The following is a 26881-nucleotide window of genomic DNA, read 5'->3' as shown; positions in this document are numbered from 1 at the left end:
TGTCGTGCCGGGCGACGTGTCGGCGACGATTCGTCGGGTGGGGTGAAACCGGACTGCTCGTTCATCCCTTGGGTATTGGTGCCGTCTCTCATTATTTTGTTCGATGATTGACAAGGAGCTCGACGTCCGAGAGGCACACATCGGACGAGCGGCGCCCAGTCTTTCGGTACTATCGTCGGCCTACAGCGACGTAATCGTCGGCGGTCGTCGAAACGACAGCAGCATCCCCAGCAGGTAACTGGCGAGACCGATGGCGCCTACAGCGCCTCCCAGCGAGACCAGCGAGTCGAGGGTCACCTCTGTGAGAACGGTGGCCCCGAACAGGAGCGTGTCGACGGCGAGATAGAGAAACAGTCCGACGAGCGGGGCAGCGGTCACGACGACGCTCGTCACGACCCCGTCGTTCAGGTAGCCGTTCGCCGTCGCTATGAGGAAGGTACAGGCGAAGACGAGTATGGCGACCGATTCGATCACGAGGTGAGCGTACAGTCGTGGCCATACCGAAAGCAACGCGTCCCCGGCGGCGGCGAGGCCCAGTGTGAGCCCACAGAGGGCGACGGCGCTCGTCACGAACCACCGGGTTTTGGTTCGATCCCGGCCGAACAGCCGGACGTGTGACGGAGACTGGGCTCGCACCATCAGTCGTACTGTACACGCCGAGTTGCAACTAGATTTCGCTCATCGTCTCCAACTGGCGGTCTAACGCTCGCGCATGCCGACACACGACGGACCATGGGGCCGTCGGATCGTCCGCTGTCGACACGCTCGTTGGATCAGTCGTGGTCGTCGCCGAGTGCGGTTTCGATGGTCGTATTCAGTTCACGGAGTTTCTCGTGAACTGCTTCGGACTTGGCGGCCGGTGGTTCTCGCATCGCCATCGCCTCGTGGGGGTCCGGGTCACCGACGACGACGCTCCCGATCATGCCGAGACTCTCGTGGGGCGCACAGTAGTAGTGGTAGATGCCTTCGGTGTCGAAGGTGTGCTGGAACGTCGCGCCCTGACTCGTGAGCAGCCCGCTACCCCAGGCGTCCGACCCGTCGGGGACGAGTTGCGGCTGATCGTTCCCCGGGTGGTACGCGGTCGCGGTGTGGCTTCCGCTCTCGTTGACGAACGTCACCGTTCCGCCGACGGCGATTCGAACGACGTGGGGGTCGAAGTGGTGCCCGGCGTCGTTCGTGATCATGTTCACTTCTGCCGTCTCGGTCGGGGAGCCGACTTCGTCCCCACCGTGGTGGTGACCGTCGCTACTCGTGGTCTCGTCGTGGCCTTCCTCTGTCTCGTGGCCTCCGTCGTCCCCGTGGCTCGATTCGGCCTCACCGTGTTCGGCGGTCGGGGCGTCGGTCGCCGCGTCATCGGATGCCGGCGCACCCGTACAGCCCGCGAACCCGGCGACTGCCAGCCCGATGGTTGCTTGCACCGTTCGCCGTCGCGTCAGTCGGTCCATTGCCATCGTCGGTCACCTCACAGGTAGACGTACGCAGTCGTGGCGTATAGACCGATACGCGGATTTGCTGGGTCGGCAAATCGCCGTTACTTTATATACTCTTTCGACGAATCGTGACGCGTGAATGAGGAGCGAGACACGCCAGACATCTTCGTTATCCTCGAGGACGACTACGCTCGGGCGATCCTCGAGGCGACTCGCCGCGAACAGCTCTCGGGCAAAGAGCTTAGCGAGGAGTGCGACATGTCGAGGGCGACGGTGTCTCGTCGCGTCAACACGCTACTGGAACACGATCTGCTCGTCGAACGGACACACATCGACCCGGACGGTCACCACTACAGCGAATACGAGGCCAAACTCGACCGCGTCCACATACAGCTTCTCGAAACGGGCTTCGACGTTCGCGTCGAATTCCGCGAAGACGCCGCCGACCGTTTCGCGCAACTCTGGGAAACCATGAGAAACGAATAGCCATGCACATCGGACTCATCATCGCCAAGCTCGTCACGATGATCCTCGGCTTCCTGATCGCGTATCAGGCCTATCGAGGCTATCGTCGCAGTCACCGTCGGTCGATGCTCTATCTGTCCGTCGGGTTCGGCTTCGTCAGCTTCGGTGCCGTCATCGAGGGCGTCCTGTTCGATGTCGTCGGCCTCACGCTGGAGAACGCAGCCACGATCGCGACGGCCATCGTCGCCGTCGGGATGTTCACCATCCTCTACGCCCTGTATGGCCGCGAATCCCGGGAACTGCAGGGCTAATCGGATGGCAGAAACGACGACGGAGGTGGTGTTGCTCCTCGTCCGTGTCCTCGTGCTGGTACTGGGCAGCCTGATCACCTACTACAGTCTCGACGCGTACCGGCGGACTGGAACGTACTACATGCGGGACGCCGCGATTGGCTTCGGAATCGTCACCTTCGGCGTCTTCATCGAAGGCGTGCTGTTCGAGTTCATCGGCCTCGACCTCGCGGTCGTACACATCGTCGAGTCGGCTGCAATCGGTCTCGGCTTTCTGGTGCTGCTCGTTTCGCTCCGTCGCTAGACGTCACACGAGACGATACATGTCGGCACAAACACTATACTCTCTCTGAACGAATTCAGTGTTGTATGTCCTATCCGGTCCGAACACGAGACGGTGCCGTCGGCAGGGGGGATTGACGGTGGCGACCCTCGACCAGCGTGATCTGACGACCATCGTACTCGTCGTTCTCGCTGTCCTCGTCCTGTGGCCCCTGCTCATGATGATCCTCGGCGGAATGGGGATGGGCATGTACGGCGGGATGGGTGGGTACGGCGGCATGATGGGTGGCCCCTACGGTGGCGGTGGCAGCATGTACGGGCTGGTCGGCGTCGTCGTCCAGTTGATCGTCCTGCTCGTCCTCCTCGGTGGGGGATACGTCCTCGTTCGGCGTCTCCTCAGCGAACACGAGGGAAGCGACACGGCGATGGAAGAGCTCCGGTTGGCCTACGCCCGAGGTGACCTTTCGGACGAGGAGTTCGAGCAGCGACGCTCGAAACTCCAGTCCGACGAGTGATCTACCGATGACCACCCTCCGTCGTCGCGAGTTTCTGCTGGCCGCGGGCGGTGCCCTCACGTCGCTGGCCGGTTGTACCGCTCCGAACTTCCCGGGAGGACGGCGGTCGAACGCCGACGCCACGCTCTACGTCGGTGCCTACCACTGGGGGTTCGTCGTTCTCGACGAGTCGGGAACCGAACGGGAGCGTGTGGTGTTCGACCCGGGGAGTGTGGTCGACGTCGTCGCGTTCAACACGAGCGCCGAGGCAGCGTTAGAAACACTCCCCTCGGCGGTTCGGGGAGCAGTACCGGACCACGAAGCGCTGGAAGAGCGAAACGAGGAGCGTATGCCATCGCCACCCGGTGACGACTTCCACGAGGCGCTGGAGCACGCGAACGAGCAGTATCCGGATCACAGCCTCGCCGTCATGCCGTCCGGACAGCATATGGGTGGCGGCATGGGGGGGATGATGCTCCACCCGATTCCGCTCCCAGCCGACGCGACATCGCCCACGACGGCTCGCCTCACCGCGACACAACGGGGTGACTACACGCTCAGTTGTCTCACGTACTGTGGATACGGCCACCCGTACATGGAACGCGTTGGTGTCCTCGGCGTCCGCTGAGCGCGTCCGCCAGCCGAATCGCATCGTGATGCCGTCCCAGAACTACCGGACGAACGCCAGTCCAGTCAGTGGCAGTCCCCACACAGGCAACTGATCGACGAGGTGACCTCTGCTATACGCTAACTTATCCAGGTTTCGTCTTGAAAAGTGCGGGTCTCGACACCCGATTCTTTGGAATCGAAGTCTCCGCGTGATCATCGTCACGGGGTGACGCTTCTCCGTGCCGCTCTCGCCGAGGATTTGGATGTTACTCGACAACGGAATCCGAGGAGAAAACGGCAAAATAGCGGCCGCCGATACTTCGTCCATGCAAGTGGTCCCGGTCGACGGCGTCCTCCAGTCGCTCCGCATCGGCGTCGGCTTTCTCTGGACGGCGGCGTGGGCAATTATCATGGGGCTCGTCGTTACGAGCCTCGTACAAGTCTACGTCTCCAAAGAGCGGATGGCCCAGGTACTCGGCACTGGTGATCTGAGTGGGCTCACGAAGGCGACACTGTTCGGTGCCGCGAGTAGCGGCTGTAGCTTCGGCGCCGTCGCCATCGGGAAGGGGTTGTTCAAGAAAGGCGCCCACGCCGTGAACGTCCTCGCGTTCATGTTCGCCTCGACGAACCTCATCGTCGAACTTGGGCTGATGATTCTCATCCTCCTCGGCTGGGAGTTTCTGGTCGCCGAACTCCTCGGAGGCGTCGTCCTCATCGCTGTGATGGCGCTACTCGTCCGGCTGACCCTTCCCGAGACCCTCTTCGACGAGGTTCGGCAAGAACTGAACCGACGCGATCAGGAGCACGGGATCACCGAGGATCCCACCTGCGGGATGGCGGGCACAGACGAGTACTCGCTCACGACCGACGAGGGTGAGACGCTGACGTTCTGTTCGAAAGGGTGTCTGGAAACCTACCAGCAGGAGATGGCCAGTCGCGGTGGATGGCGTGACGAACTCCGCTCGTGGGGCGGGTGGTACAAGGTCGGCAACCAGTACCGAAAGGAGTGGTCCATGATCTGGAAGGACGTCGTCGCAGGCTTTCTGATCTCGGGATTCGTCATCGTGTTCGTCCCGCGGTGGGTCTGGAACGCGCTCTTCCTCCAGGGTGACGGGATCCTCGTGAGCGCCGAGAACGCGATCATGGGCGTCGCCATCGCGGTGATCAGCTTCGTCGGGAGCATGGGCAACGTCCCGTTCGCTGTTGCCCTCTGGGGTGGTGGCATCAGTTTCGCGGGCGTCATTGCCTTCGTGTACGCCGACCTGATCACGATTCCCGTGCTGAACGTCTATCGGAAGTACTACGGCTGGAAGGTGATGCTGTACATCCTCGGCGTCTTCTTCGTGACGATGGCCTTCACGGGCTTTCTCATGGAGGAGCTGTTCGACGCGCTGGGCATCGTTCCGAACCTCGCTGGCGGGCAGACGGCGACCGAACAGACGTTCTTCGAACGCAACTACACGTTCTACCTCAATATTGTCGCGTTCGCGCTCTCGGGCTTTCTCCTCTACGTCTATCGGCGTGGTCTCGGTGCCCCCGGCCAGTATCGTGATCCCGTCTGTGGGATGCGGACGGACGATAGCGGGCCGAGCGCCGTCCACGAAGGAGAGTCCTACTACTTCTGTTCGAAGACCTGTAAGCGGGCGTTCGAAAGCAACCCCTCGAAATTCGCACGGGAAGGCTCGGCGGGGGAGATGGAGGGCGAACACGACCATCACTGAACGAACGCGCCCCGTGATAGACACGCCATCGATCTTGCCCAAACTAATCACAACTACTACCGGGGACGGCGCTGTACGACCGCGTATGTCCGAATGGCGCGACCAGACGAGGTGGTGTGGATGAGACGACGTGCCGATATCGTCGTCGGCATCGTGCTTCTCGCCATCCTGTCCATCGGTGGGACGCTTAGCTGGCAAGCCTATCGGCGACGGCGTGCCCTCGATCAGATGATGGAGTCGATGATGGGATCGTCGGTGGGGATGGTTCACGGACCAAATCCGCTCTGGTACGTGCTCGGGACGGTTCTGGTCGCGGCGGCCGTCGGCGGCGTCTATCTCGTCGTCCGGCGCGACTTCTCCACCGAGCCAGCGTCGATGATTCCGGACGAGTCGGAACCACCGAGTGACGACGCCCAGGTGAACGGTGGTATCGATGCCGAGACGCAGTCCCGAACGCAGGTGCTGGATCTGTTACCGAACGACGAACGCCGCATTCTGGAGCCCGTTATCGAATCGCCCGGCATCACGCAAATCGAACTCCGGGATCGGTCTGATTTCTCGAAGAGCAAGGTAAGCCAAACCGTGAGCGAACTGGAGAAACGCGGACTGTTGTACCGTGAGCGACAGGGGCGAACGTATCGCGTCTATCCGAGCGACGAGCTACGCCAGGCGCAGTAGTGCCGGACAGACGACCCCTCTGCTCTCGCCCTCGAAATCGGCCCGCACGAACGATTCTGAGCGAGATGAACGATTAGAACCGTCTATAAACGTTCTCGAACGATCTCCTACGCGAATCCACACCCAGGAGAATAACTCCGGAGGCCGCCTACGCCTAATTGAGGTGAGAGACAATGACCACGATCACAATCGGCCGCTGGCTACTCGTGACGATTGCAGTCCTCGGACTCGCCGTCGCCGCTCCCGTGGTCAGCGCGCACGGCTCCGGACCGGCTGCTGACGACGCGCCCCCGTCCAACGGCACGGCGGACGAGTGGGCAGTCTGGATGACCGACCACATGGCTGACGGCCATCACGTCGACGACGACCACGTTGACGACCACATGGACGACCATGTTGACGACCACGTTGACGACCACATGGACGACCATGTTGACGACCACGTTGACGACCACGTTGACGACCACGTTGACGACCACGTTGACGACCACAGGGGGTACGGCCACGGCTACGGGTGCTGACCTCTGAACCGGCGTCCGGTGTACCGTACTCCGACCAACCCCACGAAACACAAGACCATGACCACTAGACTCGACACGCTTGGACGCACTGCGCGACGAACGACGATGCTCGCCGTTCCGCTGCTCGTTGCAGCGACCGGTACGGCGGCAGCCCACGGCAGCTACGGGAGCGGATACGGCGGCGGGATGATGGGCGGCGGCGCGATGGGCAGCGGCGGCTGGGGACTTTTCGGCGGCGCGATGGGGCTCCTGGGAGTCCTCTGGATGGTCCTCCTGATCGCCGTCCCTGCCTACCTCGGCTACCTACTCGTCACGCGCGACACCGACGACGATGACGACGAGCCGCTGACCATCCTTCGGGAGCGCTACGCTCGCGGCGACCTCTCGGACGACGAGTTCGAACAGCGACGAGAGCAACTCCTGTGAGCGGCCCGGACTCATTTTCTCTCTCCGTCGCGTCTTCACGGCTGTCCTGACTATAGTAGCCTTTGTAAGTCATCGCACACCTGATCGCGGGATAGCGTGCGATCAGGTGTGCAAACAGTTCCAAACGCTACTATAGGTCGGTTCGTATTCCAGCGTACGATATTCGAACACGCCTCGCTGCCGCTCGGCGGTTCTCATTGGTCTGCCGGATTCGAGCCCAGAGGACGAGCGAAGCGAAGTCCTCGCGGTTCGAATCCTCTCTGCGGTCTTTTTCCCCAAGTTTTTGCGAGGGAGCGGAGCGACCGAGGAAAAAGTGGGATGGGCCCTGCCGGATTCGAACCAGCGATCACCCGGTATCCCATGCCCGCGACGGAACCATCGCGCCCACTATGAGCCGGGGGCTTTAACCAGACTAAGCTAAGGGCCCTACGGCGCGTATCGACGCTCCGCCGTCTTGAACGTGCCGGACTCCCAGCCGTCGACCAAAAGCTTGAGTACACCCATCTCCTTATATCCGAAATGACCGACCCATCGACGGCGTCGGGGCACGGCCCGTCTGTGGCCGATCCGCCGTCGATATCACTTCCCATGACAGACTCTCTCGTCTCCAACACCGTCCTCGTCACCGTCGATTCGTTGCGCACCGACGCCATCGAACCGTACGGCGGCGACTACGACACGCCGACGCTCTCGGTGCTCGCGGATCGGGGGACCGTCTTCGAGAATGCCTTCGCCCACGGCAACTGGACGCCGATGTCGTTCCCTTCCATTCTCGCCTCGCGTCCCGTCTTCGCCGACACCGGGCGCATCGGCGTCGACGGCGAGAACGTGACGACCCTCGCCGAACAGTTACAGGCGGCCGGCGTCGCCACCGGCGGTTTCAACGCCGCCAACGGCTTCCTCACCGAACACTGGGGCTACGACGACGGGTTCGATTCCTTCGACGCCTTCGTCGGCGGCAGTACCGACGGCCGCGCCGGCGAGTTCGTCGCTGCCCACCCGACGTGGGGCGCGTGGCTCCAGTTGCTCACGTCACCGTTCCGTCGCGCCGGCAACTTCCTCCGCGGTGGCAGCGACGAACAGCCCTTCACCGACGCCTCGCGCATGCTCGATATGGAGCGGGCGGCCACCTCCTTTATCGCCGAGACGGACGAACCGTTCTTCCTGTGGGTACACTACATGGACGCCCACACGCCCTACGTGCCCGCGCCGCGCTATCTCCGCGGCACCGACCGGCGCGTCGGCAAGGTGCGGATGCTGATCGCCCACGTCCGCACGGGATTGGGGTGGTCCGTCGGCGACCGGACGCTCGCCGACCTGCGTACGCTGTATCAGGGCGCCGTGCGGCAGGTCGACGCCAGTCTGGAGCGTCTGCTCGACTCGCTCGACGAGGCGGGTGTGGCCGACGACACGGCCGTCGTCCTCGCCGGCGACCACGGCGAGGAGTTCATGGACCACGGCCATCTCGCCCACTACCCCAAACTCTACGACGAACTGGTCCACGTGCCGCTGATCGTCGACGTGCCGGGCCTGCCCGCCCGACGCGTGTCGGAGCACGTCGGCCTCGACGCCATCGCGCCGACGGTCTGTGACCTCTTCGGCGTCGACCCGGCCGACGAGTGGGTTGGCGAGAGCCTCCTGCCGACGATTCGGGACGGTGTCGCGCCGCCCGAAACGCCGATCGTGACCGTCACCGTCCGCGGCGACGACGTGACCCAGCAGCCGATTCCCCGGTCGCTCGACGAGGGTGATCTGCTGGTGAGCGCCCGCGACACCGATTGGGTGTACATCCAGAACACGGCGACGGGGGCGGAGGAACTGTACGACCGGCGGGCGGACCCGGATCAGGGGACGGATCGCTCGACCGACAACGATCCGGAGGCGGCGGCGGCCCGCGAACATCTCCGGACGGTCGTCGAGGATCACGCGTCGATGCTGGCGTCGGTCGACGCCGACGACCGAGACAGTGGTGTCGACGAGGACATCGAGACGAGACTCGAAGCCCTCGGTTACCGATAGCTCCGCCGATGCTCCGGCGCTTCCTGCGGGCCGTACTGATCGGTCCCGAGGCCCCGCAACTACGGCGGTTCTTCCTCGTCGGTCTGGTCGCCGCCGGCTTCCAGACGGGCCTCCTCGGCGCGCTCGTCGAGTGGGGGAACGTCCAGTATCTGTTGGCCGCCATCGTCTCCATCGAGATTACGATCATCCTCCAGTACGGCGTGAACAACCGTTGGACGTTCCACACGTCGAGCCACCAGAACTGGCGGGAGCGGGCCCGCGGCCTCCTGCGGACGAACGTCGTCCGCGGCACGGCCATCCCCATTCAGGTGGGTGTACTGTACGCGCTCGTCTCGGCGGCGGCCATCCCCTATCTCGTCGCCAACGGCGTCGGCATCGTCGTCAGCGGCATCTACCGGTACGTGCTCGATTCGCGGTGGACGTGGCAGACGGCAGGGTGAGGGCTACCAGTCCAGCCGCCGTTGCAGGAGCGTCGTCCCCCCGAACAGCACCATGCCGAGCGCGAACAGGCAGGCGATGGCCGCGTACGTCAGCGTCGGCTGGAGGTTCCGCATCCCCTGATTGACGAGGACGCCGAGGCCGCCGTTGGCGACGAACCACTCCGCGATGACGACTCCGGAGAGGCCGCTGACGATGGAGAGTTTCACGCCGGCGAGTACGGTCGGCACCCCGTAGCGAAGGCGGACGAACAGCCGCGCTCGCCGGGGTGTGTCGACGGAGTCGAGCAGCGAGCGGTGGGTTTCGGGGAGCGTCGTCAGGCCGCTCGCCGTCGCGACGGCGATGGGGAAGAAGGTCGCGAGCGCGATCAGGACTGTCGCCGCGGAGAAGGAGATGCCGAGCCAGACGAGGAGGAGCGGCGCGGCGACGATGGTCGGCGTCACGCGCGCGCCGACGAGGAAGGGACCGGCGACGGGGCGGGTTCGGGGTGCGAACGCGACGACCGCGCCGACGGTCCCACCGACGAGGGCGCCGAGCGCCCAGCCGACGGCGAGTTTGTGGAGCGAGCCGACCGCTGCCGTCAGGAACAGGTCGGGGGTCTCCCACAGCGACGCGGCGACGGCCGACGGGGAGGGCAGGAACACGGCCGCGTTCGGGACGACCACCGTCCCGGCCACCCAGCTCCCACCGAGAGCGGCCAGCGCGACGGCACCGAACAGGGCGCGCTCCGGTGTCGGCGCCGGGGCGCCCCCGCCACGGGTACCGAACCCGCCGAGCCCGTCCGTGCCGTCGCTCCACCGTCGCTGTCGCTCGTAGCCCGCGACCAGTCCGAACAGCGCGAGACCGACGCCGACGATCAGGGCCACCTCCGCGAACAGCAGGGGCGTATCGAGGTTCGCGGCCGCCTGCAACACGGCGTGGCCGAGGCCCTGCGACGCCGCGAGGAACTCCGCGAGCAACACCCCTTCGACCGCGAGCGGGGTAGCGATCTTCACGCCAGCGAAGATGCTCGGCAGGGCGTTCGGCAGCCGAACGTGCCGGATCTGCGTCCACGTGGACGCCTCGACCGACCGAAGGAGGTCGAGTTGGCTGGACGGCACCGACAGGAGGCCGTCGAGCGTCGCGACAGTGACGGGGAAGAACGTGAGAATGGCGGCCATCAAGACGCGGGTGTAGAGCGTCGCACCGAAGGCGACGATCAGGAGGGGCGCGATGGCGACGAGCGGGACGATCCGAATCGAGACGAGGAGCGGATAGACCGCGAGGCGGAGCCGCCGGGAGGCGGCCATGAGGCCCGCGAACGCGATGCCGACACCGACGCCGGTGAGCCACCCGAGACCGATCTCGTAGCCCGTGTACGCGAGGTGTCGCGCGATGTCGGCGCGGTTGCCGCGGAGCGCGGCGGCCACTTCGGTCGGCGCGGGAAGGAGGATGCTCGGAACGCCGGTGAGGACCGTAAGAGCCTGCCACAGGCCGATGGCGACCGTGACCGTGACCGCGGCGACCGCGGGTCGCGTGAGGCCGTCGAGCACCCGTCGAGCACCGGTACGGACGGGGACCGTGGACATTCAGACGGGGAGGTCGTAGTCGGTGGAGACTTTCGCGGCGTAGTCGCCGACGAAACTCGCCTCCGTGTCGAGATACTCGTTGGTCCATACGTCCTCGGCGGAGATGTCGCCGTCGACGACGCCGCCCTCGGTGAGGCTGCTGACGACCTGCTCCCAGGCGTCGGCGCGCTGGTACCCCCAGCCGTGTTCCCGAACCGTGTCGGTCAACACGAGGTTCTTCGCCGTGTACTTCATCTTGAGCAGGCCGATTTCGCGCGATTTCGACAGGCTGGGGCGCGCCTCGACCATTCGATCCATCGCACCCTCGGGGTTGTTCGACGCCCACGCCCACCCACGGGCGGTCGCGCGGAGGAAGCCCCGGATCACGTCGGGGTTCTCGCTGGCGTATCCGGGCTGGGCGAAGACCGTGCGCCCGATGGCCGGCGTGTAGTTCGCCAGCCAGAGCATCGACGCGTTGTACCCCTTGTCTTCGAGGCCGAGCGAGTCGGAGAAGATGCCGACCGCGGCGTCGACGTTGCCCGAGAGGAGGTTGGAGGTCTGCTGTTCGACGCCGACGTTGACGAGTTCCACGTCCTCGCGGATGCCCTCCTGCTTGAGGAGCATCTCGAGATACGTCATCGTCTTGGCGGACTCCGCGACGACCGCGACGCGCTTGCCCGCGAGCTCTGCCGGTTCGGTGAGTTCTCCACCGAACTGCTCTTCGACGGTGTAGATGGCGGCGTTGGAGTCCTGTGCGCCCGCAAATGAGCGGATGTCGAGGTCGCGGTTGCGTGCCTGCAACAGCGCGACGCCCGTCCCCAGCCCGATATCCTGGTTGCCGAGGCCGACCTGTTTCGCCGCGAACCCGCCGCCCTGTCCGGGCACGAGTTCGACGTTCAATCCCTCTTCCTCGTAGAAGCCGTTCCGATCCGCGACGAAGTATCCCGCCTGCGTGGCGTTCGGCTTCCAGTTCAGAATCACCGACACGTCGGTCGGTTCGGTTGGCGTACTCGTACTGGTGCCGTTAGAGCCGCTGGCGTCGCCTTCGTCGCTGCTTCCCCCCGTTCCGCCGACACAGCCTGCGAACCCGGCGACGACCGCTGCGCCGCCCGCCCGCAGCGCGTCGCGCCGCGTGGTGTTTTCCCAAGACATACCCGTGCAAGGGCGATAGGATGCCCCCTACTTAAACATTTCATCGTTATGTTTATTATATAGGGGCGTGCGCCGCGAGCGGAGGCTCGGGAGGGATGTGACGGGATGCGAAACGGCACGCTCGGGGCCTGATACGGTGGAAGAAAGACGCCGTCGCCAGGGCTCGAACCTGGGACCACCTCGTTAACAGCGAGGTGCTCTACCATCTGAGCTACGACGGCTCGGGTGATGATAGTCGAACTCGTATGAAAGGGCTTTCGTTTTCACCCCGTTCCGTCGGCCGGTCGCATGGGGCGCACACCGACACGCTTTCGCCGGGGCGCACGTGATGAGTGGTCCATGAGCGACTTCGAGGCCGTCGTCGCGCGGGTGGCCGACCGCGTGACGCCGGACGCCGCCGAACGGGAGCGGTTGCAGGCGGCCGTCGCCGCCCTGACCGACCGCGTCCGCGACGCCGTCGACGACCTCCCCGTCGACGCCGACGTGGTGCAGGTCGGCTCGACGGCCCGCGGGACGTGGCTCGCCGACGACCGCGACATCGACCTGTTCGTCCGCTTCCCGCCGGACCTCGACCGCGCCGATTTGGAACGCTACGGGCTCGACGTCGGCCGAGCCGCCCTCCCCGACGGCCGCGAGGAGTACGCCGAACACCCCTACGTCACCGGCGAGGTGCAGGGGTTCGACGTGGACCTCGTCCCCTGTTACGACGTGGCCGACGCGACCGAAATCCAGTCGGCGGTCGACCGCACGCCCTTCCACGACGCCTACTTGCAGGAGCGTCTCGACGAGACTCTCGCGCGCGACGTGCGCCTGTTCAAGGCCTTCCTCACCGGTATCGGCGCCTACGGGAGCGACCTCCGCACCCGCGGCTTCTCTGGCTACCTCTCCGAACTCCTCGTCCTCGAATACGGCGGCTTCGAACCCCTGCTCCGCGCCGCTTCCGACTGGCACCCGCCCGTCCGCCTCGACCCCGAGGACCACGGGACGGCGACGTTCGACGATCCGCTCGTCGTCATCGATCCGACCGATCCCGAGCGCAACGTCGCCGCCGTCTGTGCCGCCGAGAACGTCGCCCGCCTCCAGCACTACGCCCGCGATTTCCTCGCCGACCCCCGCGAGGACCCCTTCGTCCCGAGCGACCCCGCCCCCCTCGACGCGGACGCCGTCCGTGCCCATCTCGACCGCCGGGGAACGACGCCCGTCGCCGTCGTCTTCGAGACGCCCGATCTCGTCGACGATCAGCTCTACCCCCAGCTCCGCAAGTCGCTCGACGGGATCGCCGGCGAACTCGACCGGCGAGGCTTCGCGCCGCTGCGCTCTGCCACGTTCGCCGACGACCGGGCCGTCCTGCTGGTCGAACTCGCTGTGTCCGAACTGGCGAGCGTGGCGCGTCACGCCGGGCCGCCGGTTCACGTCCGCGACCACGCGACCGGCTTCTACGACGCCTACGCCGACCGTGACGTGTACGGACCCTTCCTCGACGGCGACCGCTACGTCGTCGAGCGCGAACGCGAGTTCACGACGCCTGCCGACCTCCTCGGGAGCGACGCCATCTTCGACGTGGCGCTCGGCGCACAGGTCGAGACGGCACTGGAATCGGAGTACGACCTCCTCGTCGGCGACGCGGTTGCTGGGCTGGCCGACGACTTCGGCGTCGAACTCGCTCGCTACTTCGATCCGGTTCCGTAGTCCTACCCTACTCCAGTCCGTGCGCCGACCGCACCTCGTCGATGAGGTCCTCCGTGGCGTCGGCGTGGCCGTCGTCGTCCTCGACTGGGGCCCGTCCGTCGAACGTCTCGTGGACGGTGGCGATGCTCTCGGAGAGGGTGTCGAGGCCGTAGCCGCCTTCGAGGACGAATCCGAGGCCGGCGTCGACGGCGTCGGCCGTCTCCCGCACCTGTTCGGTGAGGCAGGCGTACCCCTCTGTCGAGACGCGCATCCGCGAGATGGGGTCGTGGCGGTGGGCGTCGAAGCCGGCGCTCACGAGCAAGAGGTCGGGGTCGAAGCGGTCGAGGGCCGGCCCGACCGTCCGCTCGAACGCGAGCAAGTAGTCGGCGTCGCCCGCGCCGGATCGGAGCGGGACGTTGAGCGTCGTCCGCTCGCCCGCGCCGGTCCCGATTTCGTTCACGTCGCCGGTTCCGGGGAACAGTCCCTGTTCGTGGATCGAGGCATAGAACACGTCGCCCCGGTCGTAGAAGATATCCTGCGTGCCGTTGCCGTGGTGGACGTCCCAGTCGAAGATGGCGACGCGGTCGGCGCCACCGTCGTCGAGGGCGTGCTGGGCCGCGACGCCGGCGTTGTTGAAGAAACAGAAGCCCATGGCGTCGGCTTCGACGGCGTGGTGGCCGGGCGGGCGGCCGATAGAGAAGGGGGTCTCGCGCCCGTCGTCGCCGGCGAGGGCGCGCTCCGCCGCCCACTGGGCGAGGCCGGCGCTCGCGAGGGCGGCCTTCCACGTCCCCTCTGAAGCGACGGTGTCGGCGTCCCAGTTGCCGCCGCCATCGGTACAGAACTCGCGGAATTCGTCGACGTAGTCGTTGTCGTGGACGGCGGTGACGGCGTCGACCGAGGCCGGATCGGCGTCGACGTACTCGACGCCGTGGCGCCGCGCGAGTTGCTGGCGGATGGCTCGCAGTCGGTCGGCCGTCTCCGGATGTCGGGCGCCGGTGTCGTGGTCGAGACAGGCCTCGCTGTAGCCAAACTGCATCTATTCGAAGAGTGCGAAGTACGTCTCGATATCCTCCGCCTGGATAGTCCGCCGATCGGCATGATTGGCGAGTGTCGCCGCCGCGGCGGCGACGTTATCGGCGTAATCCTCCAGGATGTCGGCGAGCGCGATCCGCGCGTCCATCGAGACGCGGTAGTGCCCGTCGATTTCGAGGCGAGCGATGCGATCGACCGGCGCCACCGGGAGTTCGAGGTCGTCCCGGTCGACCACCTGCTCCACGCCGAAGTCGGCGGCCATCAGCGTCTTCCGCCCGTCCGCCGTCGCTCGTTCGGCCGCGTCGACGGCGAGATCCGCCCCGTGGTGCTGGATGCGACGGGCGAGTTCCTCCGCCGCACCCGCACTCACCCGCAGGTCACCCGCGTTCCGACGGATGATCGTGTCTACCGGGGCGAACGGTAACTCGACACTCATACTCCGATAGGTGTCCGTGGCGCGTATAATCCTTTCCGTCAGCCGAGCGACCCTGTGCCCCATTCCGCTCGCCGGTACTGTCTGCGCGTCGATCCTCGCCAGAAGTGTCACGCATAGTTGTAGTTTAATTGTCGTTTAGATGTATGGCGACGCAGTCTTTCGATTTCGGCCGTGGTTCGTCGTTTCATCAAACTGGATAATCGGTAATTATTCCACAAAATCGTGCGTTAACCTCCTGAAAGTGGTGATTAGCTATGGGTATAGGTGTATGTAACAAGACTGTCTCACTCGGGTGGCCGGCGACCGGTGGTGGTTCGACGCCACCGGTGGGCGTCCCCGAGAGGGGAGTGGCATACGATGCAAGACGACTTCAACATCTCGCGGCGCAAGACGCTGGCCGCGCTCGGCACCATCGGCGCGGCGTCGGCCGGCGCCGGCCTCGGGACGAGCGCGTACTTCAGCGATCAGGAATCGTTCGAAAACAACCGGCTGGTGGCCGGCGAACTCGACCTCAAGGTGAGCTGGGACGAGCACTATTCGGACTGGATGGGCGAGGAGACGGACTACGCCAGAATGCCCGAGGACGGCGAGATTCCCGACCTCTCGCTTCCGGCGGCCGATCCGAACGGGCGACCCATCGAACTCGTCTTCTCGGACCGCACGGCGTTCATGGACGCCACCCGGCAAGAACAGTTCCCACCGGGCGGGCTGGGGTCCGAAGAAGGCCCCTGTGAAGCCCTCGCCGACGTCGGTGACGACGACATGGAAGCGCCCGTCATCACCATCGACGACGTGAAACCCGGCGACTTCGGCGAGGTCACCTTCGACTTCGCCGCCTGTGACAACCCCGCGCTCCTCTGGATGAACGGCCGCCTCGTCGACGAGGCAGAGAACGGTCTCACCGAACCCGAAGCCGACGACCCCGACGAGGACGGGGCACAGGCGTCGCTGTGGCCGCTCGCTCTGCTCGGTGCGGTGCCGGCGCTCGGTGGCGGTGACGACGGCGACGCGAGCGTGGAGACGGAGACGGAGGCGGACACTACCACCCCCGACGACCCGAGCGACCGTCGCTCGGCGCTCCGGAAAGGCGCCGCGGCGGCGGGTGCCGGGACGGCCGGACTGGCTGCGGCCTCGAAGGCGGCTTCGGCCACCGATTCGAAGCGAAGTGAGGGCCCGACCGATCCCGACGGCCCGTACGACATCAACATCAGCAATTCGAGCCTCGACGTCAACGTCGGCGAACTCGGATCGGGGACGACCGTCCAGGGGACGAACTGGGACTTCAACGGCGTGGGGACGCTCTATCGCGAAACCTACGGCTTCCGTGACGGGACGGGGTCCCTCGCGAACGCCGAGCAGGACGGCTCGCTCGACACTCCCTTCCCCGGGTCCGTTAGTGCCGGGACGACCGCCGAATCGACCATCACGATCCCCGTCCAAACCTCGGGTGGAACGACGGTCACCCTCGAAGTGGACCGGAACGTCACCCTCGATCCGAACGAGGCGACCCTGCGTGTCGAGTACGAGGTCACCAACCCCAGCGGGAGCGGTGCGACGTTCGACGACCTCCGCATCTCCCAGTACGTCGACTACGACATCGACGCGCCGGGAGGTGAGGTCGGGGAGTACTACCTCGATACGACGACGGAGTGTGAGTTCATCTTCCAGGAGGACGAGGGGCTGGGACTGTTCGCTGGCTTCACCGGTGAAGACCTGAGTGTCAACCACGACCTCGACTTCTGGTCGACGACGCTCAGCCGCTGGCGGAACGGTGGCTACAACAACGACGACCAGTACCCCGACAGCGGGACGGGCGACGTCGGCCTCGCCTTCGAGTGGAGCCTCGGCGAACTCGCCCCCGGCGAGACCACCTCCTTCCGCAACTCCTTCGTCTACAACGAGAACGAGTCCGACTTCGAGACGGAGATCTGTCAGGAGAGCCCCGGAACGCCGACGCCCGAACCGCCGACGCAGGGCGGTCCCGAACTCGCCGACAAACTCCGTGCCCGCGCGTGGTACGACGACGGCGACAACGTCCACCAGGACGACGAGGACGTGTTCATCGAGGGCTCCCTCCGCGAAGTGCTGAACGCGCTCTCCGCCGGAAACGGCGTGCCACTCGGCGGCAACGAGCCCGCTCCGCAGGGTGGTGGCGCCGACACCAGTCGGGACTGCTACTCCGAATCTCCCGATGTGCACTACGTCGCCTTCCAGTGGTGGCTCCCCATCGACCACGGCAACGAGGTGCAGGGTGACTCCGTCACCTTCGACCTCGGCTTCTACACCGAGCAGTGCCGCCACAACGACGGCTCCGGGATGAACAACGACGGCGTCGACGACGACGAAGTCGACCCCTGAACCCAGCGCCCCGCCCACCCCCTTCTCCGCTTCCTCGACGCGAGCGTTCGTACTGTCGGCTGTACGTCGAGCAAGCTAGTCGCCACTCCGGGCTGACGACTATAGTAGCCTTTGTAAGTCATCGCACACCTGATCGCACGCGGTCTGGCGATCAGGTGTGCAAACAGTTCCAAACGCTACTATAGCTCGAAATCGGTACAACCACCAGTATCAGTACACTTCGTCCGCGTCGATCCGGCCGTCGTGGATCGGTCCGCGGACGGTTACCTCCTCACCCAGTCGGAGATCGGCGTCCGTCTCGACGCTTCGCGTCTCCGTCCCGTCGTCGAGGACGACCGGATTCCCTGCTTGCACGACCGTCCCCGTGAACTGGACGGTCTCGCCGTCGGCGGTCGTCGCGTTCGCACTCGATCCTCCCGTCGCCGTGTCCGCGCTGCTTGCCCCCTCGTCTCCGAACGCGTCGAGGCCGGGACTGCCACTCCCACTCACGCCGCCCGCGTTCGCCGTATCCCCCGACCCGCTCGCGTCGGTCCCCGGCGCGTCGCTCGGCGGATCGGTCACCGTCACCGTCGCACGCCACCCGGCGGAGGCCTCCAGGTCGTCCTGCCACCCCTCCTGAATCTCGGCGTCGGTGACGACGACGTAGTCCGCGAGGTCGATATCGAGGTCGGCTTTCTCGCCCCACAACGCGACCCGGATGTCGCCCGTCTCGTCTTTGATACGCACGTTCCGCACCTGTCCCTCGCTCCCGTCGTCGCGGTCGAACGTTCGCTTGGGATCGGTCTCGATGACGCCGCCGGCGAGGTCGGCCGTCTGGCCGAGTTCCAGCGACGAGATGTCGTCCGTCTCCGGGTCGTAGCTGATGTCGTCGTCGATCTCTTCGACTGCGCCGCGCGATCCGACGTGGAGTTCGAGGTCGCCGTCGCGTTCCCGGACGTACCCGTCGACGACTTCGACCGACGTACCGGAGTCGAGTTCTTCGGCCCGGTCGGCTTTTTCGTCCCACAGCGTCACCCGCACGCGCCCCGTCTCGTCGCCGAGGGTCAGGTTGGCGACGCGACCCTCGCTCCCGTCGTCGCGGTCGAAGGTCCGCACGGAATCCGTCGCCAGCACTCGCCCCTGCAGGTTCACGTCCGAGAGGCCGAGCGAGAGGTCGTCGATGCGGTAGGTGTCCTGCACCTGTACGTCCACGTCGGCGTCCTCGTCGACCTCCGCTTGGTCGACGCTCACTTCGACGCCGCTGTACCCCTCCTGTGGTCGGCCCTTGATCCGCAACACGTCGCCCACGTCGAGTTCGCCGTCGGCGACGGACTGCGCCATGCGGTCCCAGAAGGAGATACGCACCTGTCCGGTCTCGTCGGCCACCTCGACGTTGATGACGCGTCCCTCGTCGACCTCCTCCTCGTCGTCGTCACCGTCGCCCTCGCGTTCGAACGTCCGCAGGTCACCGACGCCGACTACCTTCGCGAGGAACTTCACCTCGTCCATGCCGGGTTCGATGTCCGCGACGCCGCTCACCTCCTCGTCCTCTAACTCGTGGGCGATGAGCATCGCCGCCGTCTCCTCGTCGGCGAGCCCTCCCATCTGCTCGACCTTGTCGTGGACGGCGGCCTCGAACTCCTCGAACTCCACGTCCGTGTCGAGGTCCTCGTACACGTCCTCGATTACGCCCATAGTACCGTGCAACAGGCGAACCCTCCGGTTAAGCGTTGTCCTTGCCCGAACACCGCGCTTCGGTCTCTCGATTTCGTTCGTCGTCGCTGGCCGATCACGACCCGAACTGGGGTCGCTTTCACGTATCAACCTTCGGCTGTCACACCGACCGGTCGACGACCGTCTCCCGACCACCTGCCGCGTCGTGGACCACCCGCACCGACCCCACGCTCCCGTCGAGGGTGATCGTCGCCGTGTAGGATCGGTAGACCAGCGCCTCCGTACACGCCACGTCCGGCGGTGCGTCCCGCTCCGTCGTGACGACCACGGTCAGTTCGTCGCCGTCGACCGTCGCGGCGTCGAGGCGCGCGACCGCGCAGCCGTTGGGACCCGTGATACATCCGTCGACCCGAACCTCCGACGCCGACGCGTCGACCGTCGCCGTCTCGGGCAACGAACACTCGCCCGTGTCGTCGAACGTTCGGTCGGTCACGCGGGGTTGGTCGTCGCTATCGTCGCCGCCGTCGCCGTCGTCACCACCACTCCCACCGCGACCGACACACCCAGCAAGTACGAGCAGTGGGGCCGCCCGGAGCAGGTTTCGACGATCCATACCTTCGCTCCGTGACCCGGCGGCATACCCTTTCGGTACTCTCAAAACCGTCTTTGACATTTCCGCCGAGTTCACTCGACTCACTTCGTTCGTCGCCGGCGTATCGTAACCGTCTTAAGCGACTCCGCGGTATGGATGAATGAGTCCTGATAGGGTAGTGGACTATCCTCTTGGCTTGCGGAGCCAGGGACCGGAGTTCAAATCTCCGTCAGGACGTTTCCTTTCAGCATAACACGACGAGCGTAGCGAGGAGTGTCTGCTGAAAGGAAACGGGAACACGGAGATTTGAGCAGCGAACGAGCGAAGCGAAGTGAGTGAGTTCAAATCTCCGGAAGACGCTCCTTTCGCTCGGGTCTTCCGTACCCACACCAGACGGTGTGGACTCCGTCAGGACGTTCATTTCAGTCGTGACCTGACTTCGTCAGGTCACTCCTTCATCACCGGCCGACTACTACGTCGGCCGGCTGCATGCGAGACCGTCGGTCTCGCACTGTTCACGCCCTGACGTGCCCCACGCTCGCGTTCGCTCGCGTGGGACTCCGTCAGGACGTTTTCAGGAGTACAACGACGACGAGCGGTGCGAAATGCGAACGCAGTGAGCATCTCGGACTAGCGAACGGCGTAGCCGTGAGCAAGCAGGCGTTCCTGCTCCTGAAAAGGTCGGTGTGTTGAACACGGACTAACTATCTTGCAGCGCGGCGACCGAGTACAAACACGAGGAGGGCCAACAGTATCGGCGCTATCATTGCCTCGATCGTCGTGAGAACCTCTCCAACGAATCCGGTCGGGGCGAGTGATCCGTTCCCAGTCAGAAAGAGAAGCGCGCTGTGATAGAATGACTTCCATAGCAATACCGGTGAGTCAGCGATAGCTCTGTAGGTGAGTGCCCCCGTCGAATCACTCTGTAACCAGCCGCCTAACGGAAATATGAACGCAAATACCACTATCGTTCCGACGCTCCAACCAACCACTCGAGAAAAACTTTCTCCGTGTCGAAAAATCATGTTTTGCACTTTTGCGAACCAGTAGTCCAGACGTCGTCCATCTCGACGAAGTTGTTCCCGGCGCATATCCTGTCGTCGAGCGAAGAATCTCGCTTGCTTGTCCGGCAGCGTGTTTGCGCGTGTCAGTTGTTCGAGAACGTGGTAGGCACCCATCGCTTTCCTGATCTGACCGACCTCTTCGTCTGGGTCCCGATCGTACTCGTACTTCGAGTCTGGGTCGTATATGCACCGGTCTTCGCCGTGTTCGTCGAATTCCGTTTCCGTGTTGATCGCGGCGTCACCGATACGAGCTCCATAGATCCGGGTCCCACTCAGGTCTGTCCCGAACAGGTCCGCGCCCGTGAGTTGCGCGCGCTCCAGATTCGCCCCCGAGAGATCTACCTCCGAGAGGTCGACACCAGTCAGATTGGCCGACTCGAACGACACTTCTGGAATTGACTCGACGTTCAGAGTCGCTCTCGAGAAATCCGCGTCGAAGTAGGAAATCGTCTCGACGTTGTCGGCTGTGATATCGATCGTGACATCTTCGGTGAAGGTAGCTCCCCGAAAGTCGAGCGTTCGGACATCTTCGACAGTTACGTCTGTGAACGACACGCCTGCGTCATTGACGAAGTCGGTATCGTGGAAGGCCACGTTCCCACCGTCTCGAAACGCCACCTCCTCGAAGGACACATCCCCACCGTTCTCGAAATCGATCACGGAGAACGACGCGTCGCGGTGCTCGAAGACGGCACCCTCGAAGGAGACTTCACCGTGGTTCTCGAAATCCGCCTTATTGAACGCGACGTGTCCCTCATTCTCGAAGGTCGTCTCCGCAAATGACACGTCGCCGTCGCCACCGAAGTCGGCGTGAGCGAACGAGACGTGCCGAGTTCCCTCGAATTTCGTGCTCTCGAACAGTACGTCTCCACTGAACTCCGCACCGCAGAAGGACACGTGCCGCGGCGAGTGTGTGGACGGGAAAGAGCCGTGGTGGTCTCTGCCGATGCTGGCTTCCAGTGGAGCCCACCCACCGTGGTCAGTCGCGGTGGGCGTGTGATCGTTCGGATGTTCGGTGCCCACCCTTGCCCCCTTCGCACTCATGCCGCGTTCGAAATCGACCTCCTCTGCGAGGAAGCCCTCCCTGATCGAAGCGTGGTCGAATCGGATCTGAGCCTCGATGACGGTCCCCGCTTCGATTTCGACCCTCTCGAACTTCGCCCCGATGAACTCGTTCGTCCGGTCACTTTCCGACTCTGCGTCGCTGCCGCCCACCGCTTCGACGGCGTTCGAGAGTGCCTCAACTACGTCGCCGTTCTCTTTGTCCTCTACCCGTTGGTGGAAGATGCACAACTTCTCTCCCGCTTCAGCACCGTGCGGACAGGTCCAAACGCCCCTTTCGTTCAGAAGTTCCTCGTCGATACGGCACTCCTCGCCCTCCTCCCCACCCCACGTCTCGGGGTCGTCCGGATCGAGGACGTAGCCACAGGTGTCTTCCCCCCCTGACATATATACTGCCAATCAGCGATTCCCACTTCAAACTGTATACCCAACTGAACTGTTCGCCACGAATGTGCGCCCCGTATTCACGAGGATTTTCGTCAGGACGGTCCGGCGAGAATCTACAACAGCCACGATACTCCTCTGTGCACGCCAACTGGTCCATCACTTCGTGGAGACCTGACGCGCCGGCGAGTTCGAATCCCGATCAGGCTACATCTCACGCTCGCGTGGGACTCCGTCAGGACGGTTCTGCCGCTCGGTCGACCGGTCCCGCTCGCAGTTCGCAGTTGGGACAGCCGTCCACGCGTCCCTGTTCGTCGCCGAACACGCGCACGAAATCCTTGCTCACGGCACCGTCGCAGTTGTAACAGGTGTACATGGTTCACTCGGCCCGAGGACGGCATAGATAATGAGTATGGGTAGCATACAACACGATCTGTCGGCGCTAACGACTCCCTACCGATCGTATGGGACGGCCATCTCTCTCATTCGAGCTGTGCGCGCCGTTTCCACTCCGCCTCCTGTCGACGTTCGGTGACGTGTCGCCGTCCGTCGGCCACCTGGTCACGGACTCGGTCACCGAAGCCCACCACGTCGTCGAGAAACGTCTCCTGGAACTTCTCGAGGATGTCGTACGACCACCGCCCGGCCGTCGCCCGGTCGCCGTCGCAGGGCGGTACGACCCCCCGCGGGAGGTGTTCGTCGCGCAGGTGGTCCGCGAGTTCGTCGTGGCCAGCCTCCCGCAACAGGTCCTCGGCGGCCGCCAGGTGGTCCATCGCTCGGCCGGTACTGTGGTGAAACGAGACGAGGTGGCCGTGCGCGCGGTGCAGGTGTTCGACGCCCAGTTCCACCTCGTGGAGCGCCTCGCGTTCGCGCTCGGTCAACTTGCCGGTGTCGTCGGACTCGACCATGGTTTATGATACCGTGTGACAAGGTATGTGCGTTGCGACGACGCCGTTTTTCAGCCTCGGGCGTCTACCCCATCTATGGAGGCGCCACTCCGGGCGGGGATCGCCATCTACAACGCCGGCGAGTATCACGCCGCGCACGACGCATGGGAGGAGCCGTGGCTCGCGCTCGATTCGGGCATCGACGACGAGCGATTCCTGCACGGATTGATCCAGTTCACCGCCGCCGTCTACCACGCTCGGACCCGCAACTGGAGCGGCGCGACGGGCCTCGCCGAGAGCGCCGGCGACTATCTCGCGGGTCTCCCCTCGCCGTACCGTGGCGTCGACCTCGATCCTGTCCGGCGGTCGTTGACGGCGCTCGCCGCCGATCCCGAAGTGATCGAGCGTCACCGGCCGCCGGCGCTCCGTTACGAGGGTGCGGCGCTCACACCCGAAGATCTGCGGTTCGAGGCCGCGGCCGTCGCCGCGACGGTTCTCGCCGACGAGTACGGCTACGACGTGGCGACCGTCGAACGAGCCATCGAGTTCGCCCGCGAAGAGATCGAGGGCGGTGAGCGGACGCTCTTTACCACCACGCTGCTGGAGTTCGTGACCGCCGACGCGGAGCGGCCCCTCGTCTACCAGCGTCTCACGGAACACGTCGACCGGCGGGCGCGGGAGTACGCGGACGTAGCGGGGTTGTTCGAGGAGTAACGATCAGGGCACTCGCGGGTCGTCGCGAGGGGCTTCTTGACAGTCTTCGAGATGTTCGGGCAGAATTTCGACTCGGTCCCCACAGAACGGACACGTTCGTCGCATGATAACTCTCAGTTCCCTTTGATCCAGAGAGGGGCCTTAATCCCTCCCCTTCAATTTTCGATTTTGGTAACGACAGCGCACCGACGAGCGCAACGTTTCGTCCACCCCGAGCACCACGTGCTGCCGTCGGCGCTCGCCGACTGTGGCTCAGACGAACGAGAGGGCGTAGGCGAACGACGAGAACAGCATGAGGCCCACGAAGACGAGGGCGATCAGTTGCTGGCGATCCATATCGTCCCCTTCACGTTTGGACGGGGAGTAGTTTTCGTCTGCGACTCTCGGTGGCGCGGTGTTGGTCGTAGAGTCGCGTCGCTACGCCTCCTCGGTCGGTTCGCCCGAAAGCGTGTACGCCGCCGAGTCGTCCTGCGGGTCGTAGCCCAGCACCGCCTTCGCGCGCTCGATGCTGTAGTACTTCCGCTCGTTGTCGGAGATGCCGTAGACGATTTCGTAGTCGTAGTCGGCGCGGATACAGCGGTCGAAGAGGTGGGCACAGTCGCGGTGGGAGAGCCACATCGCCTGCCCGCGTTCGTAGTTACGCGGTGGATGGCCCTCGGTGAGGTTGCCGATGCGGACACAGACGACGGAGAGTCCCTCGGCGTCGTGGTAGTAGCGGCCGAGCGTCTCGCCCGCGGCCTTGCTCACGCCGTAGAGGTTGCCGGGGCGGGGGAGTTCCGTCCCGTCGAGGCGGTAGTCGTCGTCGGTGCGATACATCTCGGGCGTGCGCTCGTCGGTTTCGTAGGCGGAGACGGCGTGGTTCGAGGAGGCGAAGGCGACCTTTTCGACCCCCGCGTCGACCGCCGCCTCGAACACCGTCTGCGTGCCGTCGATGTTGTTCGACAGCACCGAGTTCCACGGAGCCTCGGGCCGGGGGTCGCCCGCGAGGTGGATCACGGCGCCGACCCCCTGCATCGCCTCGGCTATCGCCTCGTCGTCGGTCACGTCCGCGACGACGACGTCGTCCTCGTCGACACCGGCCGGGAGGCGGTCGTCCGACAGCGGTTCCCGGTCGAGTAGTCGCCACTCGTGGGCGTCGCCGACCCCGTTCAGGATGGCCTGCCCGACGCGCCCACCCGCGCCTGTCAGTAACACCGGGTCGTCCATTCGGGCGTCAATGGGACGACCGAACCCAAGTAACAACCGATTCCGCGGTGGGCGCCGGCGACAGGTCTTACTCCCGCCGTCGCGACGGGGTCGTATGCCCACCGACGAACAGCAGGCTTGCTTCGAAGCCGGCATCAAGTTCGGCTCGCTCTACCACCAGTTCGCGGGGACGCCCGTCTCGCCCGACAGCGCCCCGAGTCTCGAACGCGCGATGGCCGACGCCATCGAGAATCAGCCGTTCTGCGAGTCGGTCACCGTCGACATCGACGAGGCAGCGCTGGCCGCGGCGACCGACGACCACGGCTACGTCGAACTCACGGGCCGCTTCATGGAGGTGGAGATGCGGGTCGAGTACGAGGACGTGGTCGTCCGCACGGCGATGACGATGGAGGACGGCTACCCGCTGATGCGGCTGGTCGACGTGGAATAGCCGTCGCTCGCCCCGCCGACACCTGCGGTTTCACTTTCACTTTCGGGCGTGCGTTTAACTCACACGCCGGTGAACCGAGGTGTATGAGTCAGACGACGCTTGGCGACGACGAACTCTTCGGCGAGGCGGCAGAAGAGATGCGCGCCGACGTGGAAGAACATCTGACGAAAGCACGCGCGGAACTCCCCGCCGCCGCCGACGTGTGGGAGACGGAAGCCAACAACGTCCTCGGCGTCCTGAACGGCCTCCGGTCGGCGCTCGACGTGGGCGACGCCGAGGACCACCTCCGGCAGGCGAAGAAGTGGTACACGATGGGCGAACGCGCCGACGCTTTCGAAGACGCCGACGACCTCGCGGCCGCCATCGAAGAACTGGAATCCCTCATCGCCGACATCGACGAAGCCCATGCGGATGTGAGCGACCTCACGAACGCGGTGCCGGAACTCCGGGGAGCGCTCCAAGAGTTCGAGACGGACGAGGACGACGAGGAGTAACCTACCGGTCGGCCGGCCGCGACACGTCTCGTTCCGCGACCGCCTGCAGCAGTCGATCCAGCGCGTTGGCCGCCAACTCCCGCAGTTCCTCGCCCCGGTCGGCGTCGCCAGCGCCCGGATCGCCCACGACGCCGTTCTCCGTGAACTCCGCGGAGTCGTGAGCGAGATTCGTACTCGACACCCAGTCGCCCCAGCCTTCGCTCGCCCCCTCGCGCGCCTCCTCGATCCGGTCTTCGCGGACGAGTTCGGGATGCGTCGCCCGCAACAGTGCCGTCTCCAGTGGCCCGCCGTGACCCATGTCGCTCCCGTGGTCGTCCACCGCGTCGAACCACGTGAACGGGACGGCGTAGGCGTCGTCGTGGCGGGTGATCGTCGCCGTCACCTCCCCGAGCGCGGGGACGTTGCCGCCGTGACCGTTGACGACGACGACCCGGTCGAGGCCGTGGTAGGCGAGGCTTCCGACCACGTCGCGGACGTAGCGCCGGAAGGTGTCGGGTGACACCCAGAGCGTCCCCGGGAACTGTCGGTGTTCCTCCGCGATGCCGACCGAAATCGTCGGCGCGACGGCCACCGTCCCGTCGTACCGTTCCGCCCCCGCCTCGGCAACCGTCTCGGCGTGGAGGGCGTCGGTGCCGAGCGGGGCGTGGGGACCGTGCTGTTCGGTGCTTCCCACCGGCAGGAGGGCGAGGTCGGTGTCGGCGTCGCGAACGTCGGTCCAGGTCGCGTCGGTGAGGTCGAGTTGCATATCGACTCCTCGGCGGCGGGGGCCTTCAACGCCCGGCCAGTTCCGTGCCATCTGCCAACAGCGTTAGGCCCCTTCGTTACTACC

29 protein-coding genes and 3 tRNA genes are annotated in these 26881 nt (G+C 65.0%); 17 read left to right on the top strand and 15 right to left on the bottom strand.

Features of this window, described 5'->3' with window-relative positions:
- Window positions 1-180 precede the first annotated feature (180 nt).
- Both DU502_RS17575 and DU502_RS17570 read right to left on the bottom strand, forming a co-directional pair.
- Window positions 181-639, bottom strand: coding sequence for a hypothetical protein (locus DU502_RS17575; RefSeq protein WP_121921342.1), 459 nt, complete (start codon window positions 637-639; stop codon window positions 181-183).
- Window positions 640-773: 134 nt separating this feature from the next.
- Complete coding sequence (locus DU502_RS17570; protein WP_241966827.1) at window positions 774-1445, bottom strand: cupredoxin domain-containing protein; 672 nt, start codon at window positions 1443-1445, stop codon at window positions 774-776.
- A 120-nt stretch (window positions 1446-1565) separates the two neighbouring features.
- Between DU502_RS17570 and DU502_RS17565 the strand changes: the two genes are divergently transcribed.
- The 9 genes from DU502_RS17565 to DU502_RS17525 all read left to right on the top strand — a co-directional run bounded on the left by DU502_RS17565 (window position 1566) and on the right by DU502_RS17525 (window position 6916).
- Window positions 1566-1916: an ArsR/SmtB family transcription factor gene (locus DU502_RS17565; RefSeq protein WP_121921344.1), complete on the top strand. Its 351-nt coding sequence runs from the start codon at window positions 1566-1568 to the stop codon at window positions 1914-1916.
- 2 nt (window positions 1917-1918) lie between these two features.
- Window positions 1919-2206, top strand: coding sequence for a DUF7521 family protein (locus DU502_RS17560; RefSeq protein WP_121921345.1), 288 nt, complete (start codon window positions 1919-1921; stop codon window positions 2204-2206).
- 4 nt (window positions 2207-2210) lie between these two features.
- Window positions 2211-2489: a DUF7521 family protein gene (locus DU502_RS17555; protein WP_121921346.1), complete on the top strand. Its 279-nt coding sequence runs from the start codon at window positions 2211-2213 to the stop codon at window positions 2487-2489.
- A 118-nt stretch (window positions 2490-2607) separates the two neighbouring features.
- Window positions 2608-2982, top strand: a complete 375-nt coding sequence (locus DU502_RS17550; protein ID WP_121921347.1) for an SHOCT domain-containing protein — start codon at window positions 2608-2610, stop codon at window positions 2980-2982.
- A 7-nt stretch (window positions 2983-2989) separates the two neighbouring features.
- Window positions 2990-3589, top strand: coding sequence for a cupredoxin domain-containing protein (locus tag DU502_RS17545; RefSeq protein ID WP_121921348.1), 600 nt, complete (start codon window positions 2990-2992; stop codon window positions 3587-3589).
- A 307-nt stretch (window positions 3590-3896) separates the two neighbouring features.
- Window positions 3897-5291, top strand: a complete 1395-nt coding sequence (locus tag DU502_RS17540) for a permease (RefSeq protein ID WP_121921349.1) — start codon at window positions 3897-3899, stop codon at window positions 5289-5291.
- Between the two features lie 120 nt (window positions 5292-5411).
- Complete coding sequence (locus DU502_RS17535; protein ID WP_121921458.1) at window positions 5412-5969, top strand: helix-turn-helix transcriptional regulator; 558 nt, start codon at window positions 5412-5414, stop codon at window positions 5967-5969.
- A 173-nt stretch (window positions 5970-6142) separates the two neighbouring features.
- Entirely contained in the window at window positions 6143-6490 is a 348-nt protein-coding gene (locus DU502_RS18490) for a hypothetical protein (protein ID WP_158601185.1), read from the top strand.
- 105 nt (window positions 6491-6595) lie between these two features.
- Complete coding sequence (locus tag DU502_RS17525; protein ID WP_121921350.1) at window positions 6596-6916, top strand: SHOCT domain-containing protein; 321 nt, start codon at window positions 6596-6598, stop codon at window positions 6914-6916.
- A 319-nt stretch (window positions 6917-7235) separates the two neighbouring features.
- Here the strand turns inward: DU502_RS17525 and DU502_RS17520 are convergent.
- Window positions 7236-7343: transfer RNA gene (locus DU502_RS17520), tRNA-Ile, on the bottom strand.
- Window positions 7344-7504: 161 nt separating this feature from the next.
- Between DU502_RS17520 and DU502_RS17515 the strand changes: the two genes are divergently transcribed.
- Together DU502_RS17515 and DU502_RS17510 are read left to right on the top strand one after the other, a co-directional pair.
- Window positions 7505-8935, top strand: coding sequence for a sulfatase (locus DU502_RS17515; RefSeq protein WP_121921351.1), 1431 nt, complete (start codon window positions 7505-7507; stop codon window positions 8933-8935).
- An 8-nt stretch (window positions 8936-8943) separates the two neighbouring features.
- Window positions 8944-9375, top strand: a complete 432-nt coding sequence (locus DU502_RS17510; protein ID WP_121921352.1) for a GtrA family protein — start codon at window positions 8944-8946, stop codon at window positions 9373-9375.
- A 3-nt stretch (window positions 9376-9378) separates the two neighbouring features.
- On the opposite strand, the gene DU502_RS17505 is transcribed toward DU502_RS17510, so the two are convergent.
- From DU502_RS17505 to DU502_RS17495, 3 genes are all read right to left on the bottom strand, one after another.
- Entirely contained in the window at window positions 9379-10941 is a 1563-nt protein-coding gene (locus DU502_RS17505; protein ID WP_121921353.1) for an ABC transporter permease, read from the bottom strand.
- A complete protein-coding gene (locus DU502_RS17500; RefSeq protein WP_121921354.1) occupies window positions 10942-12072 on the bottom strand; it encodes an ABC transporter substrate-binding protein in 1131 nt (376 codons plus the stop codon).
- Between the two features lie 148 nt (window positions 12073-12220).
- Window positions 12221-12293, bottom strand: a tRNA-Asn gene (locus tag DU502_RS17495).
- A 118-nt stretch (window positions 12294-12411) separates the two neighbouring features.
- Here DU502_RS17495 and cca point away from each other — a divergent pair.
- Entirely contained in the window at window positions 12412-13761 is a 1350-nt protein-coding gene (gene cca, locus DU502_RS17490; RefSeq protein ID WP_121921355.1) for a CCA tRNA nucleotidyltransferase, read from the top strand.
- 7 nt (window positions 13762-13768) lie between these two features.
- On the opposite strand, the gene DU502_RS17485 is transcribed toward cca, so the two are convergent.
- Both DU502_RS17485 and DU502_RS17480 read right to left on the bottom strand, forming a co-directional pair.
- Entirely contained in the window at window positions 13769-14776 is a 1008-nt protein-coding gene (locus DU502_RS17485; protein ID WP_121921356.1) for a histone deacetylase family protein, read from the bottom strand.
- The gene (locus DU502_RS17480; protein ID WP_121921357.1) at window positions 14777-15208 is read right to left on the bottom strand and encodes a histone; all 432 of its coding nucleotides are present in this window, start codon (window positions 15206-15208) and stop codon (window positions 14777-14779) included.
- A 357-nt stretch (window positions 15209-15565) separates the two neighbouring features.
- On the opposite strand from DU502_RS17480, the gene DU502_RS18795 reads away from it, so the two are divergent.
- Window positions 15566-17566, top strand: a complete 2001-nt coding sequence (locus tag DU502_RS18795; protein WP_243695924.1) for a SipW-dependent-type signal peptide-containing protein — start codon at window positions 15566-15568, stop codon at window positions 17564-17566.
- 210 nt (window positions 17567-17776) lie between these two features.
- Here the strand turns inward: DU502_RS18795 and DU502_RS17470 are convergent, their stop codons facing one another.
- Together DU502_RS17470 and DU502_RS17465 are read right to left on the bottom strand one after the other, a co-directional pair.
- Complete coding sequence (locus DU502_RS17470) at window positions 17777-19240, bottom strand: single-stranded DNA binding protein (protein WP_121921358.1); 1464 nt, start codon at window positions 19238-19240, stop codon at window positions 17777-17779.
- 139 nt (window positions 19241-19379) lie between these two features.
- Window positions 19380-19832 (bottom strand): hypothetical protein, encoded by a 453-nt coding sequence (locus DU502_RS17465; RefSeq protein WP_121921359.1) that lies wholly within the window; start codon window positions 19830-19832, stop codon window positions 19380-19382.
- Window positions 19833-19975: 143 nt separating this feature from the next.
- Here DU502_RS17465 and DU502_RS17460 point away from each other — a divergent pair.
- Window positions 19976-20048, top strand: a tRNA-Arg gene (locus DU502_RS17460).
- 467 nt (window positions 20049-20515) lie between these two features.
- On the opposite strand, the gene DU502_RS17455 is transcribed toward DU502_RS17460, so the two are convergent.
- The 3 genes from DU502_RS17455 to DU502_RS17450 all read right to left on the bottom strand — a co-directional run bounded on the left by DU502_RS17455 (window position 20516) and on the right by DU502_RS17450 (window position 23229).
- Window positions 20516-22324 carry a pentapeptide repeat-containing protein gene (locus DU502_RS17455; protein ID WP_121921360.1) on the bottom strand — a complete coding sequence of 603 codons (1809 nt, stop codon included), beginning with the start codon at window positions 22322-22324 and terminating at the stop codon, window positions 20516-20518.
- Window positions 22325-22556: 232 nt separating this feature from the next.
- On the bottom strand, window positions 22557-22697 hold the full coding sequence (locus DU502_RS19230) for a DUF7563 family protein (RefSeq protein WP_449271744.1): 141 nt from the start codon (window positions 22695-22697) through the stop codon (window positions 22557-22559).
- A 106-nt stretch (window positions 22698-22803) separates the two neighbouring features.
- Window positions 22804-23229 (bottom strand): hypothetical protein, encoded by a 426-nt coding sequence (locus tag DU502_RS17450; protein ID WP_121921361.1) that lies wholly within the window; start codon window positions 23227-23229, stop codon window positions 22804-22806.
- A 75-nt stretch (window positions 23230-23304) separates the two neighbouring features.
- On the opposite strand from DU502_RS17450, the gene DU502_RS17445 reads away from it, so the two are divergent.
- On the top strand, window positions 23305-23922 hold the full coding sequence (locus DU502_RS17445; RefSeq protein WP_121921362.1) for a DUF309 domain-containing protein: 618 nt from the start codon (window positions 23305-23307) through the stop codon (window positions 23920-23922).
- Window positions 23923-24339: 417 nt separating this feature from the next.
- Here the strand turns inward: DU502_RS17445 and azf are convergent, their stop codons facing one another.
- Window positions 24340-25128 (bottom strand): NAD-dependent glucose-6-phosphate dehydrogenase Azf, encoded by a 789-nt coding sequence (gene azf / locus DU502_RS17440; protein WP_121921363.1) that lies wholly within the window; start codon window positions 25126-25128, stop codon window positions 24340-24342.
- 94 nt (window positions 25129-25222) lie between these two features.
- On the opposite strand from azf, the gene DU502_RS17435 reads away from it, so the two are divergent.
- Both DU502_RS17435 and DU502_RS17430 read left to right on the top strand, forming a co-directional pair.
- Entirely contained in the window at window positions 25223-25558 is a 336-nt protein-coding gene (locus DU502_RS17435; protein WP_121921364.1) for a dihydroneopterin aldolase family protein, read from the top strand.
- Window positions 25559-25641: 83 nt separating this feature from the next.
- Window positions 25642-26052, top strand: a complete 411-nt coding sequence (locus DU502_RS17430; protein WP_121921365.1) for a DUF5790 family protein — start codon at window positions 25642-25644, stop codon at window positions 26050-26052.
- 1 nt (window position 26053) lies between these two features.
- Here DU502_RS17430 and DU502_RS17425 read toward each other — a convergent pair whose 3' ends face one another.
- A complete protein-coding gene (locus DU502_RS17425) occupies window positions 26054-26797 on the bottom strand; it encodes a creatininase family protein (RefSeq protein ID WP_121921366.1) in 744 nt (247 codons plus the stop codon).
- Window positions 26798-26881 lie beyond the last annotated feature (84 nt).

Source organism: Haloplanus aerogenes, assembly GCF_003856835.1.
Lineage (GTDB): Archaea > Halobacteriota > Halobacteria > Halobacteriales > Haloferacaceae > Haloplanus > Haloplanus aerogenes.
This window is presented reverse-complemented; position numbering and strand designations above follow the sequence as displayed.

Bases quoted from the DNA above. Each gene is read 5' to 3' on its own strand.
- DU502_RS17545 (WP_121921348.1), top strand. From the start codon at position 2,990: ATGACCACCCTCCGTCGTCGCGAGTTTCTGCTGGCCGCGGGCGGTGCC.
- DU502_RS18795 (WP_243695924.1), top strand. From the start codon at position 15,566: ATGCAAGACGACTTCAACATCTCGCGGCGCAAGACGCTGGCCGCGCTC.
- DU502_RS17570 (WP_241966827.1), bottom strand. From the start codon at position 1,445: ATGGACCGACTGACGCGACGGCGAACGGTGCAAGCAACCATCGGGCTG.
- DU502_RS17505 (WP_121921353.1), bottom strand. From the start codon at position 10,941: ATGTCCACGGTCCCCGTCCGTACCGGTGCTCGACGGGTGCTCGACGGC.
- DU502_RS18490 (WP_158601185.1), top strand. From the start codon at position 6,143: ATGACCACGATCACAATCGGCCGCTGGCTACTCGTGACGATTGCAGTC.
- DU502_RS17430 (WP_121921365.1), top strand. From the start codon at position 25,642: ATGAGTCAGACGACGCTTGGCGACGACGAACTCTTCGGCGAGGCGGCA.
- DU502_RS17510 (WP_121921352.1), top strand. From the start codon at position 8,944: ATGCTCCGGCGCTTCCTGCGGGCCGTACTGATCGGTCCCGAGGCCCCG.
- DU502_RS17535 (WP_121921458.1), top strand. From the start codon at position 5,412: ATGAGACGACGTGCCGATATCGTCGTCGGCATCGTGCTTCTCGCCATC.
- cca (WP_121921355.1), top strand. From the start codon at position 12,412: ATGAGCGACTTCGAGGCCGTCGTCGCGCGGGTGGCCGACCGCGTGACG.
- DU502_RS17540 (WP_121921349.1), top strand. From the start codon at position 3,897: ATGCAAGTGGTCCCGGTCGACGGCGTCCTCCAGTCGCTCCGCATCGGC.
- DU502_RS17515 (WP_121921351.1), top strand. From the start codon at position 7,505: ATGACAGACTCTCTCGTCTCCAACACCGTCCTCGTCACCGTCGATTCG.
- DU502_RS17485 (WP_121921356.1), bottom strand. From the start codon at position 14,776: ATGCAGTTTGGCTACAGCGAGGCCTGTCTCGACCACGACACCGGCGCC.
- DU502_RS17435 (WP_121921364.1), top strand. From the start codon at position 25,223: ATGCCCACCGACGAACAGCAGGCTTGCTTCGAAGCCGGCATCAAGTTC.
- azf (WP_121921363.1), bottom strand. From the start codon at position 25,128: ATGGACGACCCGGTGTTACTGACAGGCGCGGGTGGGCGCGTCGGGCAG.
- DU502_RS17480 (WP_121921357.1), bottom strand. From the start codon at position 15,208: ATGAGTGTCGAGTTACCGTTCGCCCCGGTAGACACGATCATCCGTCGG.
- DU502_RS19230 (WP_449271744.1), bottom strand. From the start codon at position 22,697: ATGTACACCTGTTACAACTGCGACGGTGCCGTGAGCAAGGATTTCGTG.
- DU502_RS17470 (WP_121921358.1), bottom strand. From the start codon at position 19,240: ATGGGCGTAATCGAGGACGTGTACGAGGACCTCGACACGGACGTGGAG.
- DU502_RS17455 (WP_121921360.1), bottom strand. From the start codon at position 22,324: ATGTCAGGGGGGGAAGACACCTGTGGCTACGTCCTCGATCCGGACGAC.
- DU502_RS17450 (WP_121921361.1), bottom strand. From the start codon at position 23,229: ATGGTCGAGTCCGACGACACCGGCAAGTTGACCGAGCGCGAACGCGAG.
- DU502_RS17555 (WP_121921346.1), top strand. From the start codon at position 2,211: ATGGCAGAAACGACGACGGAGGTGGTGTTGCTCCTCGTCCGTGTCCTC.
- DU502_RS17560 (WP_121921345.1), top strand. From the start codon at position 1,919: ATGCACATCGGACTCATCATCGCCAAGCTCGTCACGATGATCCTCGGC.
- DU502_RS17465 (WP_121921359.1), bottom strand. From the start codon at position 19,832: ATGGATCGTCGAAACCTGCTCCGGGCGGCCCCACTGCTCGTACTTGCT.
- DU502_RS17445 (WP_121921362.1), top strand. From the start codon at position 23,305: ATGGAGGCGCCACTCCGGGCGGGGATCGCCATCTACAACGCCGGCGAG.
- DU502_RS17500 (WP_121921354.1), bottom strand. From the start codon at position 12,072: ATGTCTTGGGAAAACACCACGCGGCGCGACGCGCTGCGGGCGGGCGGC.
- DU502_RS17575 (WP_121921342.1), bottom strand. From the start codon at position 639: ATGGTGCGAGCCCAGTCTCCGTCACACGTCCGGCTGTTCGGCCGGGAT.
- DU502_RS17425 (WP_121921366.1), bottom strand. From the start codon at position 26,797: ATGCAACTCGACCTCACCGACGCGACCTGGACCGACGTTCGCGACGCC.
- DU502_RS17525 (WP_121921350.1), top strand. From the start codon at position 6,596: ATGCTCGCCGTTCCGCTGCTCGTTGCAGCGACCGGTACGGCGGCAGCC.